The sequence below is a fragment of the Pantoea sp. genome (genome assembly GCF_032114055.1).
Lineage (GTDB): Bacteria > Pseudomonadota > Gammaproteobacteria > Enterobacterales > Enterobacteriaceae > Pantoea.
Map to the genome: position 1 here is coordinate 147,057 of NZ_DAMCTB010000002.1, position 18,520 is coordinate 165,576.

The 18,520-nt window shown below is 55.4% G+C and carries 14 protein-coding genes; 8 read left to right on the forward strand and 6 right to left on the reverse strand.

Translation table 11 applies throughout. The annotated features are described in order from the left end of the window. Positions 1-110 precede the first annotated feature (110 nt). Positions 111-512 (reverse strand): Z-ring associated protein ZapG, encoded by a 402-nt coding sequence (zapG, locus tag RT657_RS04835; protein ID WP_128083975.1) that lies wholly within the window; start codon positions 510-512, stop codon positions 111-113. A 178-nt stretch (positions 513-690) separates the two neighbouring features. Between zapG and zapE the strand changes: the two genes are divergently transcribed. From zapE to sspB, 5 genes are all read left to right on the forward strand, one after another. Continuing rightward, positions 691-1,818, forward strand: coding sequence for a cell division protein ZapE (gene zapE / locus RT657_RS04840; protein WP_313652854.1), 1,128 nt, complete (start codon positions 691-693; stop codon positions 1,816-1,818). Between the two features lie 227 nt (positions 1,819-2,045). Further along, complete coding sequence (gene rplM, locus RT657_RS04845; RefSeq protein WP_111142167.1) at positions 2,046-2,474, forward strand: 50S ribosomal protein L13; 429 nt, start codon at positions 2,046-2,048, stop codon at positions 2,472-2,474. A gap of 15 nt (positions 2,475-2,489) precedes the next feature. Continuing rightward, positions 2,490-2,882, forward strand: a complete 393-nt coding sequence (gene rpsI, locus RT657_RS04850; RefSeq protein WP_008925401.1) for a 30S ribosomal protein S9 — start codon at positions 2,490-2,492, stop codon at positions 2,880-2,882. A gap of 331 nt (positions 2,883-3,213) precedes the next feature. After that, positions 3,214-3,855 (forward strand): stringent starvation protein SspA, encoded by a 642-nt coding sequence (gene sspA, locus RT657_RS04855; protein ID WP_313652856.1) that lies wholly within the window; start codon positions 3,214-3,216, stop codon positions 3,853-3,855. 3 nt (positions 3,856-3,858) lie between these two features. After that, on the forward strand, positions 3,859-4,344 hold the full coding sequence (gene sspB / locus RT657_RS04860; RefSeq protein ID WP_313652857.1) for a ClpXP protease specificity-enhancing factor: 486 nt from the start codon (positions 3,859-3,861) through the stop codon (positions 4,342-4,344). Between the two features lie 111 nt (positions 4,345-4,455). Here the strand turns inward: sspB and RT657_RS04865 are convergent, their stop codons facing one another. After that, a complete protein-coding gene (locus RT657_RS04865) occupies positions 4,456-6,213 on the reverse strand; it encodes a sulfite reductase subunit alpha (RefSeq protein WP_313652858.1) in 1,758 nt (585 codons plus the stop codon). Here RT657_RS04865 and RT657_RS04870 point away from each other — a divergent pair. After that, positions 6,212-6,346 carry a hypothetical protein gene (locus RT657_RS04870; protein ID WP_313652859.1) on the forward strand — a complete coding sequence of 45 codons (135 nt, stop codon included), beginning with the start codon at positions 6,212-6,214 and terminating at the stop codon, positions 6,344-6,346. The genes RT657_RS04865 and RT657_RS04870 overlap by 2 nt on opposite strands. A gap of 51 nt (positions 6,347-6,397) precedes the next feature. On the opposite strand, the gene RT657_RS04875 is transcribed toward RT657_RS04870, so the two are convergent. After that, positions 6,398-11,929, reverse strand: a complete 5,532-nt coding sequence (locus RT657_RS04875; protein WP_313652860.1) for a glutamate synthase-related protein — start codon at positions 11,927-11,929, stop codon at positions 6,398-6,400. An 889-nt stretch (positions 11,930-12,818) separates the two neighbouring features. On the opposite strand from RT657_RS04875, the gene arcB reads away from it, so the two are divergent. Next, on the forward strand, positions 12,819-15,152 hold the full coding sequence (arcB, locus tag RT657_RS04880) for an aerobic respiration two-component sensor histidine kinase ArcB (RefSeq protein WP_313652861.1): 2,334 nt from the start codon (positions 12,819-12,821) through the stop codon (positions 15,150-15,152). A gap of 887 nt (positions 15,153-16,039) precedes the next feature. Then, entirely contained in the window at positions 16,040-16,759 is a 720-nt protein-coding gene (gene mtgA / locus RT657_RS04885) for a monofunctional biosynthetic peptidoglycan transglycosylase (RefSeq protein WP_313652862.1), read from the forward strand. Between the two features lie 3 nt (positions 16,760-16,762). On the opposite strand, the gene npr is transcribed toward mtgA, so the two are convergent. Genes npr through ptsN form a run of 3 tightly spaced genes read right to left on the reverse strand, consistent with a single transcriptional unit; the run spans position 16,763 to position 18,413 of the window. Continuing rightward, positions 16,763-17,035 (reverse strand): PTS phosphocarrier protein NPr, encoded by a 273-nt coding sequence (npr, locus tag RT657_RS04890; RefSeq protein WP_090963874.1) that lies wholly within the window; start codon positions 17,033-17,035, stop codon positions 16,763-16,765. Continuing rightward, a complete protein-coding gene (rapZ, locus tag RT657_RS04895) occupies positions 17,032-17,886 on the reverse strand; it encodes an RNase adapter RapZ (RefSeq protein WP_003851114.1) in 855 nt (284 codons plus the stop codon). The genes npr and rapZ overlap by 4 nt, the downstream gene beginning before the upstream one ends. Positions 17,887-17,933: 47 nt before the next feature. Continuing rightward, on the reverse strand, positions 17,934-18,413 hold the full coding sequence (gene ptsN, locus RT657_RS04900) for a PTS IIA-like nitrogen regulatory protein PtsN (protein WP_008925405.1): 480 nt from the start codon (positions 18,411-18,413) through the stop codon (positions 17,934-17,936). Positions 18,414-18,520 lie beyond the last annotated feature (107 nt).

Consider the following 18,520-nt stretch of genomic DNA (forward strand, 5'->3'; position numbering starts at 1 on the left):
TGCTACAACGCTCTCGCTGCAAAATGTGGGAGGAAGTAATGAGTGTGACAGTCGTTTGTGGTCAGGGTTCGCAAAAACAGCGGGCGCAGACGGGCTGCGCCCCAAAAAGATTAGTCGCGGGCAGGGCGTTCGCCGCGCAGTAAACCGGAGGCGCCTTCAGAATAGTCGCGCGGCATCTGCACCGGGGCCTGGTCGTTATCCGCTTCGGCCTCAGTAAGCTGATAGGCAAACGGATTTTTCTGGCCAGGCAGATTTGGCAGCAGATCATTTGAGCCTTTTGCCATGTGTTGATAAAGCTGGCGATAGTCGCGTGCCATGTTATCCAGCAGCTCTGCGCTCTGCGCAAAGTGGTTGGTCAGCTCTTCGCGATAATCGGCCAGCTCCGCTTTCGATTTTTCCAGCTCATACTGCATGCTGCGCTGCTCACGCAGCTTTCTGTTGCCAAAACGCATGGCGACTGCGCCGACAATAATACCTACCACTAAACCAATTAGCCCGTATTCCCAGGTCATAATGACTCCCGTGTTATTTCCATTGTTCCGTAGGGCATTGCACCATTTCAATAATAGTCACTATACCCGTTAATCTTATGGTTGTGGAACTCCGGAGCAGCATCGCTTAGTGTAGAACGGCCTTTTTTTCAGCAACCGTGGTATGAATCAGACACCATTCAGGGACTTTGAAACAACAATGCAAACCTCAACTCCGCTTGCACGCTATGAGCAGGCGCTGTCGCAGGGCGAATTCAGGCCCGATGACGTACAACGCGAAGCCATTACCCGTTTAGACGCGCTGCAGCAGGCGCTGGTCGCCCGACAGCAATCTGCTGTGCCAGCCGCCTCCGGCCTGCTGGGGCGCCTGTCGAAATTGATTGGCAAAGAGAAAAACGCGACGCCAGAGCCGGTGCGTGGGCTCTATATGTGGGGCGGGGTCGGCCGCGGAAAAACCTGGGTTATGGATCTCTTTTTTCAGTCAATTCCTGGCGATCGCAAACTGCGTCTGCACTTCCACCGCTTTATGCTGCGGGTGCATGAAGAGCTGACGCAGCTTCAGGGACAGAGTGATCCGTTACTGATTATTGCGGACCGGTTTAAAGCCGAAACGGACATTCTCTGTTTTGATGAATTTTTTGTCTCCGACATTACCGATGCGATGCTGCTCGGCACACTGATGGAAGCGCTGTTCGAACGGGGCATTGCCCTGGTCGCGACGTCGAACATTCCGCCGGACGATCTCTACCGCAATGGTCTGCAGCGCGCGCGCTTCCTGCCAGCGATTGAACAGATCAAACGGCACTGCGATGTGATGAATGTCGATGCCGGAATTGACTACCGTCTGCGTACGCTGACCTCCGCGCATCTCTGGAACTATCCGCTGAACAGCGAAACCCACGCTGAAATGGCGCGGATGTTCAGTGCGCTGTCCGGCAGTAAGCCTGACGCGGCGCCAGTGCTGGAAATTAATCATCGCCAGATGGCAACGCTGGGCGTCAGCGACGGCGTGCTGGCGATTAACTTCACAACGCTGTGCGGGGAAGGGCGCAGCCAGCATGACTACATTGCGCTGTCGCGCCGTTTTCACAGCGTGCTGCTCTATGATGTCCCGGTGATGATTTACAAAACGGAGGATCAGGCGCGCCGTTTTCTGGCGCTGGTCGATGAGTTTTATGAGCGCCATGTGAAGCTGGTCGTGGCGGCGGAAACCTCCCTGACCGAGATCTATCAGGGCACGCGGCTGAAATTTGAGTATCAGCGCTGCCTCTCCCGGCTTCAGGAGATGCAGAGCGAAGAATATCTGCGTTTACCGCACCTGCCGTGAGAATAATCGGGATAAATACCGAAATAGGGTTCGATTTTTATTATCGACTTCTCTATAATCTTGCGACCCCACGTTACAGCAAAGGATTTTTTTCCCAAATCCTCTGTGTTCCAGTAACTCTATCCGAAGGGGTGGCTTGCTGGTCAAAATGGTCGTGTGAGCCTCATTCGTTTACTTAAGCGTTTGGGATTTCACCAACGTGTAACTTAATTTGGGTAAGCTTTTCGATGAAAACTTTTACAGCTAAACCAGAAACCGTCCAACGTGACTGGTTTGTAGTTGACGCAACAGGCAAAACTTTGGGTCGCCTGGCGACTGAACTGGCGCGCCGTCTGCGTGGTAAGCATAAAGCGGAATACACTCCGCATGTTGATACCGGTGATTACATCATCGTCCTGAACGCAGACAAAGTTGCTGTTACCGGCAACAAGCGTACTGACAAGATCTACTATCACCACACCGGCCACATCGGTGGTATCAAACAGGCGACCTTTGAAGAGATGATTGCTCGCCGTCCTGAGCGTGTGATTGAGATCGCGGTTAAAGGCATGCTGCCGAAGGGCCCGCTGGGTCGTGCTATGTACCGTAAACTGAAAGTTTACGCAGGCAACGAGCACAACCATGCGGCACAGCAACCGCAAGTTCTTGACATTTAATCGGGATTAAAGGCAATGGCTGAAACTCAAAACTACGGCACTGGTCGCCGCAAAAGCTCTACCGCTCGCGTATTCATTAAGCCGGGTAGCGGTAACATCGTAATTAACCAACGTTCTCTGGAACAGTACTTCGGTCGCGAAACTGCCCGCATGGTCGTTCGTCAGCCGCTTGAGCTGCTGGACCTGGTTGGTAAATTCGATCTGTATGTCACTGTTAAAGGTGGCGGTATCTCTGGTCAGGCTGGTGCGATCCGTCACGGTATCACCCGCGCTCTGATGGAATACGACGAATCACTGCGTGGCGAGCTGCGTAAAGCTGGCTTCGTAACGCGTGATGCGCGTCAGGTTGAACGTAAGAAAGTCGGCCTGCGTAAAGCACGTCGTCGTCCTCAGTTCTCCAAGCGTTAATTGTTTGCAGCTCCGGCTGCATCAGTTGGCACAAAAAACCCGCTTCGGCGGGTTTTTTATTTTCTGTTTTCCGCCGGACGCCGCGCAAAAATCGTAACGCCGCGCTCAATTTACCTGCAAAGATACATTCCACGCCCACAAGCAGCCTAAAATCTGGTAAACTCTGTGTCACTTTGCGCCCGCAGGCCGGTGCGTTATGCGCCTCCCCACTGTCGGGGCGTCAGTATCTGTGGGGCAGCTAACCAGGTTGCGTGCGAGTTCGATGAGCAAGTGAGTCGCCGTGTGGTTGGCCATTCGCAGTATCTTTTTGTGAACAAACTTGGAGGTTTTCATGGCTGTCGCTGCCAACAAACGTTCGGTAATGACGCTGTTTTCTGGTCCTACTGACATTTTCAGCCACCAGGTTCGTATTGTCCTGGCGGAAAAGGGTGTCAGCGTAGAGATCGAGCAGGTCGAAATGGATAACCTGCCGCAGGATCTGATTGACCTCAATCCGTATCGCACGGTACCGACGCTGGTAGATCGTGAGCTGACGCTGTATGAATCACGCATCATTATGGAATACCTTGATGAGCGTTTCCCGCATCCGCCTCTGATGCCGGTTTATCCGGTTGCACGTGGTGACAGCCGTCTGATGATGCACCGCATCGAGCAGGACTGGTACAGTCTGATGCGTAAAGTCGAGAACAGCAGCGGTCAGGAAGCGGAAGCCGCACGCAAGCAACTGCGTGAAGAGCTGCTGGCCATCGCCCCCCTGTTTAGTCGTACGCCTTACTTCATGAGCGAAGAGTTCAGCCTGGTAGATTGCTACCTGGCACCGTTGTTATGGCGTCTGCCTTCTATGGGCATCGATCTGATTGGCTCTGGTTCAAAAGAGCTGAAAGGTTATATGAACCGCGTATTTGAGCGTGACTCTTTCCTCGCTTCATTGACTGAAGCTGAACGTGAAATGCGCCTGCAAGCCCGGGCTTAACGTATGGAAATGTCGCAACTGACTGCACGTCGTCCCTATCTGCTGCGCGCCTTTTATGACTGGCTGCTCGACAACCAGCTGACGCCGCATCTGGTGGTCGATATTAATCTGCCAGGTGTACAGGTGCCGCTGGAGTATGCGCGTGATGGGCAGATCGTTCTGAACATCGCGCCACGCGCCGTGGGCAATCTGGATCTGGCCAACGATCAGGTGTCGTTTAATGCCCGCTTTGGCGGCGTACCACGCCAGGTAAATGTGCCAATGGCGGCCATTCTGGCTATCTATGCGCGTGAAAACGGCGCCGGAACCATGTTCGAACCGGAACCGGCTTACGAGCTGGGTACGCAGGAGATGTCAGAAGGGCAGGAAGAGACCATGATGTCCGTGATTGATGGCGATCGTCCTGACGATGCCAGCGATGACGAGACACCGCCTGACGACGATCCGCCGCCGCGTGGCGGACGGCCTTCACTGCGCGTCGTGAAATAGTCTTCATCTCATCGTAAATACCCGTCTGACCGACGGGTATTTTTTTGCCTGTCAGCCATAAAAAAATCCGGCTGCCTGCGCAAGCCGGATTTTCTCAGCGGACCCGTGCGATTAATAGACGTCGCGCAGGTAGCGTTTTTCCTTTTTCAGCTGATCGACGTAGTCTGCCGCGCGCTCGGTAGAGAGCCCGCCAAACTGCCGCACGACTTCATACAGCGCGTTATCCACATCCTTCGCCATGCGCGAGGCATCACCACAGACATAGAAGTAAGCCCCTTCCTGCAGCCAGGCGTAGAGTTCGGCACCCTGCTCAAGCATCCGGCTCTGTACGTAGATTTTCTTTTCCTGATCGCGTGAGAACGCCAGGTCCAGACGGGTCAGGAGGCCGCTATCGCGCCAGGCCAGCAACTCATCCTGATAGATAAAGTCATGTTCCTGATGTTGATCGCCGAAGAACAGCCAGTTTTTCCCCTGTGCGCCGGTTGCCTGGCGCTCCTGCAGGAAAGCGCGGAAGGGGGCGATGCCGGTGCCCGGTCCCACCATGATCAGTGGCGCGCTGTTGTTGGCCGGCACACGGAAGGCTTTGTTAGGTGAGATAAAGATGGCAGGCTTCTCGCCGCGACGTACGCGCTCGGCCAGATAGGTCGAGCAGACGCCACCGCGATTACGGCCACCGCTGTGATATCGCACCGAAGCGACGGTCAGATGAACCTGATCGGGATGCGCTTTAGAGCTGGAGGAAATTGAGTAGGCGCGATGCTGCAGCGGACGCAGCAGGGCCACAAACTCAGGCACCGTCAGCGTGCGTGTCAGCTCAAGCTGCAGCAGGTCGAGGGTATCTTTGCCCCACAGCCAGACGCCCAGCGCATCTTTATCATCATGCTGTAACACATGACGCAGTTCCTGATTAGTGGTGTTCTGGCCAACCCATTCGATGAGTTTGCGTGACGGCTCGGAAATCTCAAACTGGTAGGTCAGCAGGTCGCCGAGACTGCGGTCAAAGCCCGGAACCGGCGTCTGGTAGTCAGCGTTGAGCTGAGTCAGCAACAGGCTGACCAGCGATGGCTCGTTGACCGGGATGACACCCAGCGCATCGCCTGCTTCATATTTCAGGCCGCTGCCAGCGAGATCAAACTCGAAATGACGAATATCTTTGGCCGACTGCTCGCCCGACAGGCGTTTATTGGTAATCAGCGCGGCGGCATACGGATTAGATTTGTTGCTGCCCGGGATCACCGGCGCTTCTGGCGCGCTCTCCAGTACGGTGCCGCTGCTGCCCGCGCTGGCGGCAAACTGTGGCATGGAGCTGCTCAGCCACTCACTGGAAGGCTCCTCAAAATCGATGTCGCAATCAATACGATCCACCACGCGCTTCGCACCCAGCTGCTCCAGACGCATATCAATAAACTTACCCGCCTGACAGAAGCCATCGTAGCCGGTATCACCAATCGCCAGCACGGCGAAGTGCATCTGCTCCAGACGCGGGGCAGTACTGGCCGAGATGGCATCCCAGAACAGCTGCGCGTTGTCCGGCATTTCGCCTTCACCATAGGTCGAGGTAACGATGAGCACATGACGCATGGTGGCGAACACGTCGAGGTCGACATCGCCCATCGCCTGAACTACCGGCACCAGGCCTTTTGCACGGGCTGATTTCGCTGCGGTCTGCGCCAGTGCCTCAGCGTTTCCGGTCTGTGAGCCATAAAGGATATGCAGTTGCGTAGTGGCAGCCGCGCCGGTGCCTGCAGCAGGTTGCTGTTTGTCTTCTAATACCAGCAGTCGGGAGTGAAGGCCGGCAAGAAAGCCCGCCAGCCAGTACTTCTGATCGCCGTTAAAAGGTGCATCTTCTGGAATATATGGAATTTTCATGGGTACTTTTACTCAATCCCGTTCTCGCCCGGCATCAGTGGCGTTGTCCGGTGTGAAAGCGGTTCCGCTTTCCCGCGCCGCAGCGTTTGCAGCAGGGGAGAGCGGTTCGGCTTCTGTCCGGTACAACGATTAACCCGGGCTATGATCATTAATAATATTCAGTTCCGCCTGGCCCGTATCACGGTCAGGAGAGTTTACCCACTGCCGCTGCGATTTCCGGCAGTGCCGCACGTGCAAACAGCTCTTCAAAGTCTGGCAGGTGGCCCAGCACTTCCCGGTTACAGGCATCCTGATACATGATCCAGCCATAGGTTGCCAGGCTGTCCATGGAGCGGATATTACGCTGCGTCAGGGCGGCTTTGTAATCTGACATGCGTTTGGAGCCAATCAGACTGGCCAGCTCATCATCACTGTAACTTTCGATGGCGGAACGGGCATGGCGCTGCAGTTTGCTGACCAGCGCAAAATCTTCGGTCATCAGCAGATTACGCACGGCTTTTTCCACCGCCGGATCTTCGACCGGCGTGCCTTTCGGCAGCTTCGCCAGGGCCAGCTGCTGGGCAAAGCTCAGCACGGTGTAGTTGTTCAGCAGGACAAACATCTCCAGCGTGTCGGTCGCACCATAGGCCGGAACAGCGCCGTTGGCGATGGTTTTACCCTGACGCCATGCCGCTTTAAACTTCGCAACCTGATGCGCTGCCAGCGCCGTCGACAGCTCTTCGAGCAGGTCTTTGCGGCTTTTGGCTTTCAGGATCTCGCCGCCATCCTGGTAAAGCAGCAGCGAACGCGGCATCACGTAAACAAAGTGGTGACACTCGGTTTCCCAGTTTTCCAGCAGCCATGCGGCGCGTGGCGACTGTGTCGCCGCCAGATGCCAGTGCAGCATGGTCAGCACCGCCTGTTTATGCACCTGCGCCATCTCGTCCTGATCGGCAATCGAGCCGAACCGCACGGAATCACCGGCTGCATGGCTGGCCAGTGCGCCATACGGGTCGTACTGATAGGCAAAGCCACCGCTCATGCCATTACCAAAGCCTTTACCGAACGTTCCCAGGTTGAGGATGGCACCGTTAGTCATATATTCGCAGCAGAAGTCACCGACGCCTTCAACGACAGCCGTTGCGCCGGAGTTACGCACCGCGAAACGGTCACCCGCCTGGCCCTGCACGAACAGCCGGCCGCCGGTTGCACCGAACAGCGCAAAGTTGCCGATCAGCACGTTGCCATCGCTATCCTGCGCGCCACCGCCGGGCGACTTCACGATCAGTTCACCGCCGCACTGACCTTTGCCAACACCATCGTTGCAGGTGCCGTAGTGGGTCAGTTGCATACCATCGTTGCAGAATGCACCAAATGACTGCCCGGCGGATCCGGTCGTGGCGATCTTCACGCTTTCCGGCGCCAGATAGCGGCGGCCGCGATCGTCGGTCAGCACGGCAGGCATCGCCTGCAACTGCTCCGCCGTCAGCTGATGGTTAAGCATGCGCTCGATATCGATCGCCAGCTGGCCGCCAACGCTTTTGTTGCGGTTATTCAGCACGATGTTGTCACCCAGGGCGACGTCAGGATTCCCCTGATCCACCAGCGACAGCTTCAGCTGCTCAACCCAGCCATCATCCAGCTCAAAATCTTTTTCCAGATAGACTGGTTTGTCGATTTTCAGCTCCGGCACCACGGTAAGCATGGCGCGTAAGTCGAGTTTGCCCACTTCCAGCGGGTGATCCATCAGGTGCAGCAGGTCAGCGCGTCCGCGTGCTTCACGCAGAGAATGCAGACCCATACGCGCCAGAATCTCACGCACTTCATGCGCAACGTTGAGGAAATATTGTGCCAGCTGACGCGGATCGCCATCAAAGGCTTCGGCATTGGTGGTTAATCCGGCCGGGCACTTCACATTACAGTTCTTCGCCATCACGCATTTCAGCATCATCAGTGCCGTGGTGCCGAATTCGAAGCTGTCACCGCCCAGCAGTGCCGATTTCACTACGTCGCTGCCGGTCTGTTGCGCGCCTGAGCAGCGCAACTGCACTTTCTCGCGCAGGCCGTTCGCACAGAGCGCCTGGTGGACTTCGGCGATGCCGATCTCCGCCACACGTCCGGTATATTTCAGGCTGGTCACCGAGGCTGCGCCGGTGCCGCCGGTGTTACCCGCGACGTTGATTACGTCAGCACCCGCTTTCGCCACGCCGACCGCGATGGTGCCGATCCCTTCCGACGAAACCAGCTTAACAATCACGCGTACCCGTGCGGCTTTGCAATCGTGGATCAGCTGCGCCAGATCTTCGATTGAATAGGTATCGTGATGCGGTGGTGGCGAAACCAGCTCGACACCAGGCGTACCGCCACGCGCCGCCGCAATCTCGACGGTGACTTTGGCAGCCGGTAGCTGACCGCCTTCGCCGGGCTTCGCGCCCTGGCCGATTTTAATCTCCAGCTCTTCCAGCATCGGATCGGCCAGGTAAGCGGCCCAGACGCCGAAGCGGCCAGATGCCAGCTGCTTAATCCGTGAGGCACGGATGGTGCCGTGACGCGAGTAGTGTTCGCCACCTTCGCCGCAGTTACTCATGCCGCCGACCATATTGGTGCCGTGGGCCACCGCTTCATGCGCGGGCGCGACCAGCGCACCGTGGCTCATCGCTCCGGAGGCAAAAGTCCGGGTAATTTCACAGGCTGGCTGCACTTCGCTCAGCGGCAGTGAGGGCAGGGTGGTGAAAATACGGGACAGATAATCTGCCGCTTTGCCGTATGCGGTCACCTTCAGGCCACCCGTGATCACCTCGCTGCTCTCGATGTCGTCGCCAAAGCGCGATTTCAGCGCGCGGGAGAGGTTCTGCAGGCGTTCGCTTTCAGGTTTCAGCCCCTCAATGGCATCGGTCAGACGCAGCATAAAGTGGTTCAGGCTGCCATCCACCGCCTCACACACCATGCCACGAATGGCAAAACCGTTGTTGGTCAGTGAGTAGCGGCCCAGCTTGCGGCGGAACTCCGCTTCGCTGTCGATATGGGTCAGATCCGCCGGGAAGGTCAGAATGTCGCGCAGCGCCGCCGGACGACGTTTGCGCTCTTCATACATCAGGCTTGAGAACTGACGGTAATCGGCCGTGATGGCAAAATTATTGATGACTTCATCCGGGATGCGCTCGAAGCTGCTGTCTTTAAACGTCTCTGGCTTGATGCCAAAGGCGTTATCGAGTCGGGCCAGCGTCATCAGCCGAATAAAGTTATCCTCTTCGCGGGCTTTGTCAGCAAAGCGAATCGGCTCTTCGGTCATGTCGATAAAGGTGCGCACGGCAATAGTGCCGTAGGAGTGGCCGGCCCCTTCCGCACGCTCTTTAAACAGGCCCAGCAACGGCACGTCAGACTCACCCTGAATCCTGAGCGCGCTCTGGTGCCAGTCGACGGCCATCTGGGCGATAGTGGCGAAGCCTGCGCCGCCCACTGGCGTTTTAATGTTCGGGAAATACTTTTTCAGCACCGGATCGTCGGTGTTGAGGAAGTTAGGCTCAAAGAACTCGCCGCAGCTGTAGCTCTCTACGGTACAGAGGCCCACTTTACCCATGGTTTTCATCAGTGCTTTTTCGGCGGCTTTGGCATAGCGTTTAAAGGCTTTGTTGCCCTCTTCGCCTTCACCATATTTCTCCTCTGCACGCATCTGAACGCCCAGCGGATAAATCGCGGAGGCCCCGAAGCCAAGGGTCGCAGCGATGTGGTGCGAGGAGATGCTCTGGCCGCTTTCCACCACCAGCGAAACATCCAGACGCAACCCTTCCTGAACCAGACGCTGGTTGATGGCAGAAACCACCAGCAGCATCGGGATTGCGGCGTGTTTCGAGGAGATGTGGCGATCGGTCAGTACGGCGATGCCGCCCTGAGCGCGGGCAAAATCCACCACCTGCTGTGCCAGGTCATCGATCGCTTTTTCCAGCGCGTTGGCGTTTGCGGTCATGCTCAGCAGATCTTTGCCGACCACGGGCTCATAGAGCATCTCAAAACGGGCATACGGCGCAAGGGTCTGCTCGCGTAAGCGCAGCATATCCAGATGGCTAAGGATTGGGGTGGGCACCACAATCTGACGGCCTTTGCTGCGGCCCAGATGCGGTTTCGCGCCCAGCGCGACACGCAGCGTCATGCCATCCGCTTCACGGATGGAGTCCAGCGGCGGGTTAGTGACCTGTGCAAAGCGCTGAGAGAAGTAGTGCGCCATGCCACCTTCGTGATCGGATAAGCCATTGATGGCGTTGCCGTAACCCATCGCAGAGATCTTCTCTGCGCCGGTATTCAGCATCGGGTCCATCATGAACTTGAAGCTTTCCTGGTTGTAGTAGTAGGCAACAAAACGCTGATAGGTTTTCAGATCGCCACGATAGCGCAGCGGTGAACCCTGCTGTTCTGCCGGGATCTCGGGCAGGTCATCCAGTCCGACGCGGGCTTCTTGCAGCAGCGCCAGATAATCTTTTTCCGCAGCCAGTTTTTCCAGCGCCTGCAGCGTGGTGTAGCTGCGTTTTTCACGATGATCGAAATAGAGCATCCCGCCCGCTTCGATACGGCCACGACGCAGCACGCTTTCCGGTGGGAAAGCGATCTGGCCCGCTTCGGACATCGCACCGATATATTCAGCGGTTTCGACGGAACGCAGCGGGCGCAGGCCAAGGCGGTCAAGACGCGCACCGATCACTTCGCCGTTGCCGAAGATTAACGCGGCAGGGCCGTCGTTTTTCTCTTCGTACAGGGAGAAATACTCCAGCATGGCACGCACTTCGGGCGACAGCTCGCTGTCATTTTCCCAGGCGGGCGGCATCATGGAAACCACGGCGGTGATCAGATCGAGGTTGTCCTCCATCAGGCGGCTGTGGATGCTCTGATCCAACCGTGAGCTGTCTGACTGACCTTTTGGCCGCACGATTTTCTTGCCACGGGCCAGCGCCAGCGCGGCTTCCGCGATGCGGTTTTTACGGTCCGTGTTCAGCTCACCGTTGTGCGCCATCAGCCGGAAAGGCTGCGCCATCGTGGTATGCGGATCGGTGTTAGTTGAGAAGCGGGTATGGAAAAACAGCCCGCGCACCTGATGATCGGGATCGGTCAGATCTTTGAAGTAAGGGATGACTTCATTGGAGTTCAGGCGGGCTTTAAACACCTGTGTGCGCGAGGAGAGCGACAGCGGATAGAGGCCGCCAAATTCGCTGTCGGTAAACGCACGGGCCTCAATGGTTAACAGGGCGCGATAGATGCGTTGTTCGAAGTCGTTCTGATCGACCACGTCCTGTGGAGCAGTGAAAATCCATTGCAGAATCGGTAACTGGAACTGCACGGCGGCCGGGCGTGTTACGCTGCTGTCCAGCGGCATATCACGCTTCATGATGACTGGCAGACCAAAGCTGCTCAGCGTCTCATCCACCAGGCGCTCGGCGTTTGCCCGCAGCTCCGCATCTTTCGGTACAAAGAAGTTGCCGACGCCAAAGCGACCCGCTTCCAGCGGCTCACCGGTAATCTTGCGGAAGAAATGCAGCGACAGGTCGACGTTGACCCCCGCGCCGTCACCCACGCCTTCTGCTGACATACCGCCGCGGTGAGGGACCGTACACAGGGCGCTGTGCGCCATCTGCAGAATCTCATGGGTCTGCTCGCCGTCCTTACGCGTAATGAAACCTACACCACAGCTGTCACTGCCTGCTGTCGGATCATACAAGCCATAGGATTGAGGTTTTTTAGTGGACATTGAGGGTCTCCTTAAACTGCTTTGACATTACCTGCACTGTTTCGGGGTCTGGGCGCAACCAGGGCGCAGCTTCATTTTCCCGCCATGATCTGTCGGGCACGCGTCACAGCCCTGAGCATTTCTCTCCAGACATCGGTAAAACGTCTTTTATTGAGCTGCTCTGATTTCCGGTCTCATAAAGGAGATGACTTAAACCACGCGGGAGTCTTCTTGTTGCATAGATATGCCGAGACAATGACCCGTCTGGAAAGCTTTCAGCGGATTTCCAACTTATCGGGAAAGCGTAATCAGGTCAAATAGGGCGGTCAGACGAGGTAATCAGACGTTTTATTGGTGTAATATCATGAATAGTAAAGATATTAAGGTTTAAAATGTCTCACTCTGGCATCAGGTGATCGGCTGATAAATGTGAACTGACTCACTGTAGGGCAGGCATCAGATCTCTGCACCATGCTGGCGATAGGGGGATAAACAGCATGAAATGCTGTTAAGCACAGATGATACATCGCATGTATCTGTTTTTCTTATGTCCGGTTTTTTGAATGAAATCAGGCGAGGTTATAAGAAAAATTAATCGGCACAGGCATGCTTAAAATAGCATTAAAGGTGAATGAGTATTCATATAGGCGGGGTGGTCCTGCGCAACAGAACGTTGCCAGGATATTGAAAAGAGGCCGTACAGAGAAATCTGAGATTCGCTGGCGGCCTTACAGATTATTCATTTGGCACAATCAGTCAAGGGTTTTAACCGTTTTGTCCTTAACGTCGCCGAACGGCTATGCGAATGCACCATAATAGCGCATCTGCGTCCTGATCTCCGCGTGACAGGCTGCGACGTCGTCGGGCTAACTGCGTTATAGTGAGGCGGTTTCTCTTTCAGGGAGTGGGTATGAAGCAAATTCGGCTATTGGCGCAGTACTATGTTGATTTGATGGTCAAGCTGGGACTGGTGAGGTTCTCGCTGCTGCTGGCATCGGCACTGGTGGTGCTGGCAATGATTGTCCAGATGGCGGTCACGATGGTACTGCGGGGTCATGTTGAGAGTATCGACGTGGTACGTTCGGTTTTCTTCGGGCTGCTGATCACGCCCTGGGCGGTCTATTTCCTTTCGGTAGTGGTCGATCAGCTGGAGGAGTCGCGGCAGCGGCTGGCCCGGCTGGTGGATAAGCTGGAGGAGATGCGCACCCGCGATCTGGAACTCAACCAGCAGATGAAAGAGACCATTACGCAGCTGAATCAGGAGATCAGCGACCGTAAAAAAGCGGAGCTGGCACGTGAACAGGTGATGGATAAGCTGCGTGAAGAGGTGACGCGCCGCGAACAGGCGCAGATTGAGCTGGAACAGCAATCCTCTTTCCTGCGCTCCTTCCTGGATGCCTCACCCGATCTGGTGTTCTACCGCAATATCGACAAACAGTTCTCCGGCTGCAATCGGGCGATGGAGCTGCTGACCGGCAAAAGCGAAAAACAGCTGATTGGCCTGACACCACGCGATATTTACGATGAAGAAGCGGCAACCAAGGTGCTGGAAACGGATGAGAAGGTGTTCCGCCACAACGTCTCGCTGACCTATGAACAGTGGCTGCAATATCCCGATGGCCGGAAAGCCTGTTTTGAGATCCGTAAAGTGCCTTACTACGATCGCGTCGGAAAGCGTAGCGGGCTGATGGGCTTCGGCCGCGATATAACCGAACGTAAGCGCTATCAGGACGCGTTAGAGAACGCCAGCCGGGAAAAGACCACCTTTATCTCAACGATCAGCCACGAGCTGCGTACGCCGCTTAATGGCATTGTCGGGCTGAGCCGGATTCTGCTGGATACCGATCTGAATCAGGAACAGCTGAAGTACCTGAAAACTATCCATGTCTCGGCCATCACGCTGGGCAACATCTTTAACGATGTGATTGAGGTGGACAAGATCGAGCGCCGCAAAGTACAGCTGGATAATCAGCCGCTCGACTTCACCGGCTTCCTGGCCGATTTAGAAAATCTCTCCGGTCTGCTGGCACAGCCTAAAGGGCTGAAGTTTGTACTCGCGCCGCAGCTGCCACTGCCGCACATGATCTCCACCGACGGCACACGTCTGCGTCAGATTCTGTGGAATCTGATTGGCAACGCGGTGAAGTTTACGCAGCAGGGGGAAATTCTGGTGCGGGTGACCTATGAGCAGGATGAGACGCTGCGCTTCGAGGTGCAGGACTCCGGCATGGGGATCCCGCAGGATGAGCAGGATAAGATCTTTGCAATGTACTATCAGGTTAAAGATCAGCACGGTGGTAAACCGGCGACCGGTACCGGTATCGGCCTGGCGGTGTCACGCCGTCTGGCGCAGGCGATGGGCGGCGATATCCGCGTTCACAGTGCGCCAGGTCAGGGCTCCTGCTTTACCGTTGAGATCCATGCGCCGCGCATTGCGGAAGAGGTGGAAAACGAAGGCGTGGAAGACAGCCTGCCTCTGCCCGCTCTGCACGTCTTACTGGTTGAAGATATTGAGCTGAATGTGATCGTGGCGCGCTCGGTTCTGGAAAAGCTGGGCTGCAGCGTAGAGGTTGCCATGACCGGCCAGGAGGCGCTGGCGATGTTTGACCCGCTGGAGTTTGATCTGGTGCTGCTGGATATTCAGCTGCCGGATATGACCGGGCTGGATGTCTCACGCGCCATCCGCCAGCAGTATCAGGGCAACGATCTTCCGCCGCTGGTGGCGCTGACCGCTAATGTCCTCAAAGACAAAAAAGAGTATTTCGACGCGGGAATGGATGATGTCCTCAGCAAGCCTCTGGCGGTACCGGCACTGACGGCGATGATCAAAAAGTACTGGGATTATCAGTCTGAACCGGCAGAAGAGGCATCCGCCGCGCGCGACGATAAAAGCCGGATGTTGCTGGATGTCGCCATGCTTGAACAGTATATCGAGCTGGTTGGACCCGGCCTGATTACTCAGAGCCTGACAATGTTTGAAAAAATGATGCCGGATTATCTGGCTGTGCTGGAATCAAACCTGATGGCGCGTGATCAGAAAGGGATTGCTGAAGAGGGTCATAAGATTAAAGGCGCGGCGGGTTCAGTCGGGTTACAGCGTTTACAGATGCTGGCGAAACAGATCCAGAGTCCGGAGCTGCCGGCATGGTGGGATAACGTGACCGAGTGGATCGATGAACTGAAGCACGAATGGCGACACGATGTGCAGGTATTGCGCGACTGGGTAGCAGAACAGAAAACCTGATACGCCAGAAAAAAATGACCCCAGCCGAGGCCGGGGTGCGCGAATACTGCGCCAACACCAGGGAAAACGTTGCGGCCGCTATGATCTGAATAATTAATGCAGCCGCAGGGTATTGGTTAACACTGTCATCACCTTAGCAAATCCATCTTCACATGTGACAAGATTCATTAAAAATTGTGATATTGAGCAGCGTTTAAATACAGAAAACATTAATTTGGCAACACAGTCAAGTAAGGAATCAATTTACACGCTGCATTGCTGTAAATTTAGCCAGAATTGCCCTTTTTCGCCTGGTTTTAACGCGGCTGTGGAAGGAGAGAGAGGCGCAGAGGAGGCGGGTGACGCCACCGTTAACGTCCGTGTCACCCGCATCGCTAAGACGCTGATATTGCAAGTAAGCGCCATAAAATGACACGAATAATTCAAAACAATCCGGAATGGTAAAAATGAATCTGACGCTTTCTGTTTTTAACCGGAGGGCTAAAGTACAGTGACTCAGCAAAAACAGGGCCAGCCCAGAGATGACGGCCGTCATCAATCGCTGTTTATTTAAACGTTATAACGATAATTCTGATTAATATATAGTCTGCGAAAGAATCAGGAAAAAATCAAACTTAAGACAGATGAATGTTTTTATCCGACGCTTATTACCCATTATTAAGTGTTTATCTGGAAAGGATAAGGAAGATCCTGACGAATGGAACCGATTCCTTTTTGCCGGAAGTCCTTGAACTATTTCGAACTGTTGCGGCATGTTGATGCAAAATGTTTGAATAAAGTCTGGAAACTGTCGATTGGATTTCATGAAAAATTGAAAAAGTCCTGCTTTTCGGGCAGTGATTACATGTGTGATTGATTAATGTCTGAAACAGGTATGGGAAGATTGCATGAACAAGCATAAAGGAAGCGTCGGGCAGCGTATCAGGCAGATAGCAGGCCGTATTGTGCTGGTATGGCTGGGCCTCTGGCTGGCAGGCATTTTACTCTTTGCTTTCCTGCCGGTTCCGTTCTCCGCAGTGATGGCGGAACGGCAGATCGGGGCCTGGCTGCGGGGTGATTTTGATTATGTTGCCCATTCTGACTGGGTCGGGCATGACGAGATCTCGCCCTGGATGGGGCTGGCGGTCATCGCCTCAGAGGATCAGAAGTTTCCCACGCACTGGGGTTTTGATGTGGCGGCGATTGAGTCTGTGCTGGATAAGAGGGATAGTCAGATGCGTGGCGCCTCCACGCTGTCACAACAGACGGCGAAAAATCTTTTTCTTTGGGACGGACGTAGCTGGTTACGAAAAGGTCTTGAAGCGGGCCTGACGGTAGGAATGGAAACGGTCTGGACGAAACGACGCATTCTGACCGTCTATCTCAATATCGCCGAGTTCGGGCCGGGGATCTTCGGCGTAGAGGCGGCATCACAGCGCTATTTCCACAAACCTGCCAGCCGGCTCACTGCCGCAGACGCGGCGTTACTGGCGGCAGTGCTGCCTAATCCGATTCGTTATCGTGCGGCGGCGCCCTCCGGCTATGTCAGAGAGCGGCAGCAGTGGATCCTGCGCCAGATGCGCCAGCTGGGTGGAGAAGGCTTTTTGCAGCGTAATCAGCTCGACTAGGCCTTAATCTTCATCAAAGCCCGCTTCGAACAGTTCGATGACCGCCGCCAGCGCCGGAACCTCTTCCGGGCCGCTGGCTTCAATCTCAATGTGCCCGCCTTTTGCCGAATCGAGCATCAGCAGCGCGATCACGCTGCTGGCTTCGGCTTCAGTACCCGTTTCGTTGCGCAGTAGCACTTCAGCGTCAAAGCTCTGCACCAGCTCAAAGAGCTTCATTGCCGGGCGGGCGTGCATGCCCAGCTTGTTTTTGATTTCTACAGTTTGTCTGACGGTCATGATTTGCGCTTTTCCAGCGTGCGATGGCGTGACTGCACATTCTTACCGCGCGAACGAAAGTAATCGGCCAGCTGCTCGGCGATATAGACTGAGCGATGTTTACCACCGGTACAGCCAATCGCCACGGTAAGATAGCTGCGGTTATTGGTCTCCAGCATCGGCAGCCAGAGTTCTAAATAGCTGCGCGTCTGGTAGATAAAATTATGCACTTCAGTGTGACGATCAAGGAAGGCCGCTACCGGACGATCAAGTCCTGTCATCGGTCGCAGCTTGGGATCCCAGTGTGGATTGGGCAGAAAGCGCACGTCAAACACATAGTCCGCATCAATAGGGATGCCATGTTTGAAACCGAAGGATTCAAACACCATGGTCAGCTCCCGCTCCCGCTTACCCAGCAGGCGGGTACGCAGCATCTCGGCCAGCTCATGTACCGACATCTCAGAGGTGTCGATGATCAGGTCAGCGCGGGAGCGCAGCGGCTCCAGCAGATCGCTCTCTTCATCGATCGCGCTCTCAAGCGACAGGTTTTTGCTGGAGAGGGGGTGCAGACGGCGCGTATCACTGTAACGCCGAATCAGGGTATTGCGATCCGCATCGAGAAAAAGCAGCTGCGGTGAAAAGGAGTCAGGCAGGTTATTCAGCGCGGTTTCAAAGATTTCAGGGGATTCAGGCATGTTTCGGACATCGATACTGACTGCTGCGGAAATATTGCGCTCAGCCAGCGAATTCGCTAACTCAGGCAGCAACACGACCGGCAGGTTGTCGACGCAGTAGAATCCCATATCTTCCAGCGCACGGAGCGCCACCGACTTCCCCGAGCCTGAACGACCGCTAACGATCATCAGCACCATGACCTTTTCTCCCGTTTTAAAACCGGCACCCGGCCGGTAAAGACGCGTTACTGCTCTGTCTGGATTTCCGTAATAATGGCATAGAGCTCTTCGTCACTCTGCGCTGCACGCAGGCGGCGGCAGACCGTTTTGTCTGCCAGACGTTTTGCCACCAGCGAAAGGGTATGCAGATGCGTTTTGCACTGGTCAGCCGGCACCAGCAAGGCAAACAGCAGATCGACCGGCTGGTTGTCGACGGCATCGAACGCAATGGGCTGTTCGAGGCTGATAAAAACCCCGACTGCACGCAGCGTATCCTCTTCCAGTTTGCCGTGCGGAATGGCAATGCCGTTGCCGATACCGGTACTGCCCATACGTTCACGGGTCAGAATCGCTTCGAAAAGCGTCTGGTGCGGCAGGTTGAGCTGCTTAGCGGCCAGTTCGCTGATAATTTCCAGCGCACGTTTTTTGCTCTGGCAGTGTACGCCGCTGCGGGTGCAGTCTGGCGAAAGCACCGTGCTCAATTCCAGTGTAAGATCGTTGTTCATCATCGTTTCACTTGCGAGTTCACCAGGCCATTCACCGCCAGCGCGTTCAGACGCGGCAGACAAACGGCGCCTCTGCTCAGATGACAAAACGGGGCGGATTATCCGCC

What these genes read in the sequence shown, in the direction of transcription:
- RT657_RS04865 (WP_313652858.1), bottom strand. Translation starts at nt 6,213, where the DNA reads ATGAAAATTCCATATATTCCAGAAGATGCACCTTTTAACGGCGATCAG.
- sspA (WP_313652856.1), top strand. Translation starts at nt 3,214, where the DNA reads ATGGCTGTCGCTGCCAACAAACGTTCGGTAATGACGCTGTTTTCTGGT.
- rplM (WP_111142167.1), top strand. Translation starts at nt 2,046, where the DNA reads ATGAAAACTTTTACAGCTAAACCAGAAACCGTCCAACGTGACTGGTTT.
- arcB (WP_313652861.1), top strand. Translation starts at nt 12,819, where the DNA reads ATGAAGCAAATTCGGCTATTGGCGCAGTACTATGTTGATTTGATGGTC.
- rpsI (WP_008925401.1), top strand. Translation starts at nt 2,490, where the DNA reads ATGGCTGAAACTCAAAACTACGGCACTGGTCGCCGCAAAAGCTCTACC.
- sspB (WP_313652857.1), top strand. Translation starts at nt 3,859, where the DNA reads ATGGAAATGTCGCAACTGACTGCACGTCGTCCCTATCTGCTGCGCGCC.
- zapE (WP_313652854.1), top strand. Translation starts at nt 691, where the DNA reads ATGCAAACCTCAACTCCGCTTGCACGCTATGAGCAGGCGCTGTCGCAG.
- rapZ (WP_003851114.1), bottom strand. Translation starts at nt 17,886, where the DNA reads ATGGTGCTGATGATCGTTAGCGGTCGTTCAGGCTCGGGGAAGTCGGTG.
- ptsN (WP_008925405.1), bottom strand. Translation starts at nt 18,413, where the DNA reads ATGAACAACGATCTTACACTGGAATTGAGCACGGTGCTTTCGCCAGAC.
- RT657_RS04870 (WP_313652859.1), top strand. Translation starts at nt 6,212, where the DNA reads ATGGGTACTTTTACTCAATCCCGTTCTCGCCCGGCATCAGTGGCGTTG.
- zapG (WP_128083975.1), bottom strand. Translation starts at nt 512, where the DNA reads ATGACCTGGGAATACGGGCTAATTGGTTTAGTGGTAGGTATTATTGTC.
- RT657_RS04875 (WP_313652860.1), bottom strand. Translation starts at nt 11,929, where the DNA reads ATGTCCACTAAAAAACCTCAATCCTATGGCTTGTATGATCCGACAGCA.
- npr (WP_090963874.1), bottom strand. Translation starts at nt 17,035, where the DNA reads ATGACCGTCAGACAAACTGTAGAAATCAAAAACAAGCTGGGCATGCAC.
- mtgA (WP_313652862.1), top strand. Translation starts at nt 16,040, where the DNA reads ATGAACAAGCATAAAGGAAGCGTCGGGCAGCGTATCAGGCAGATAGCA.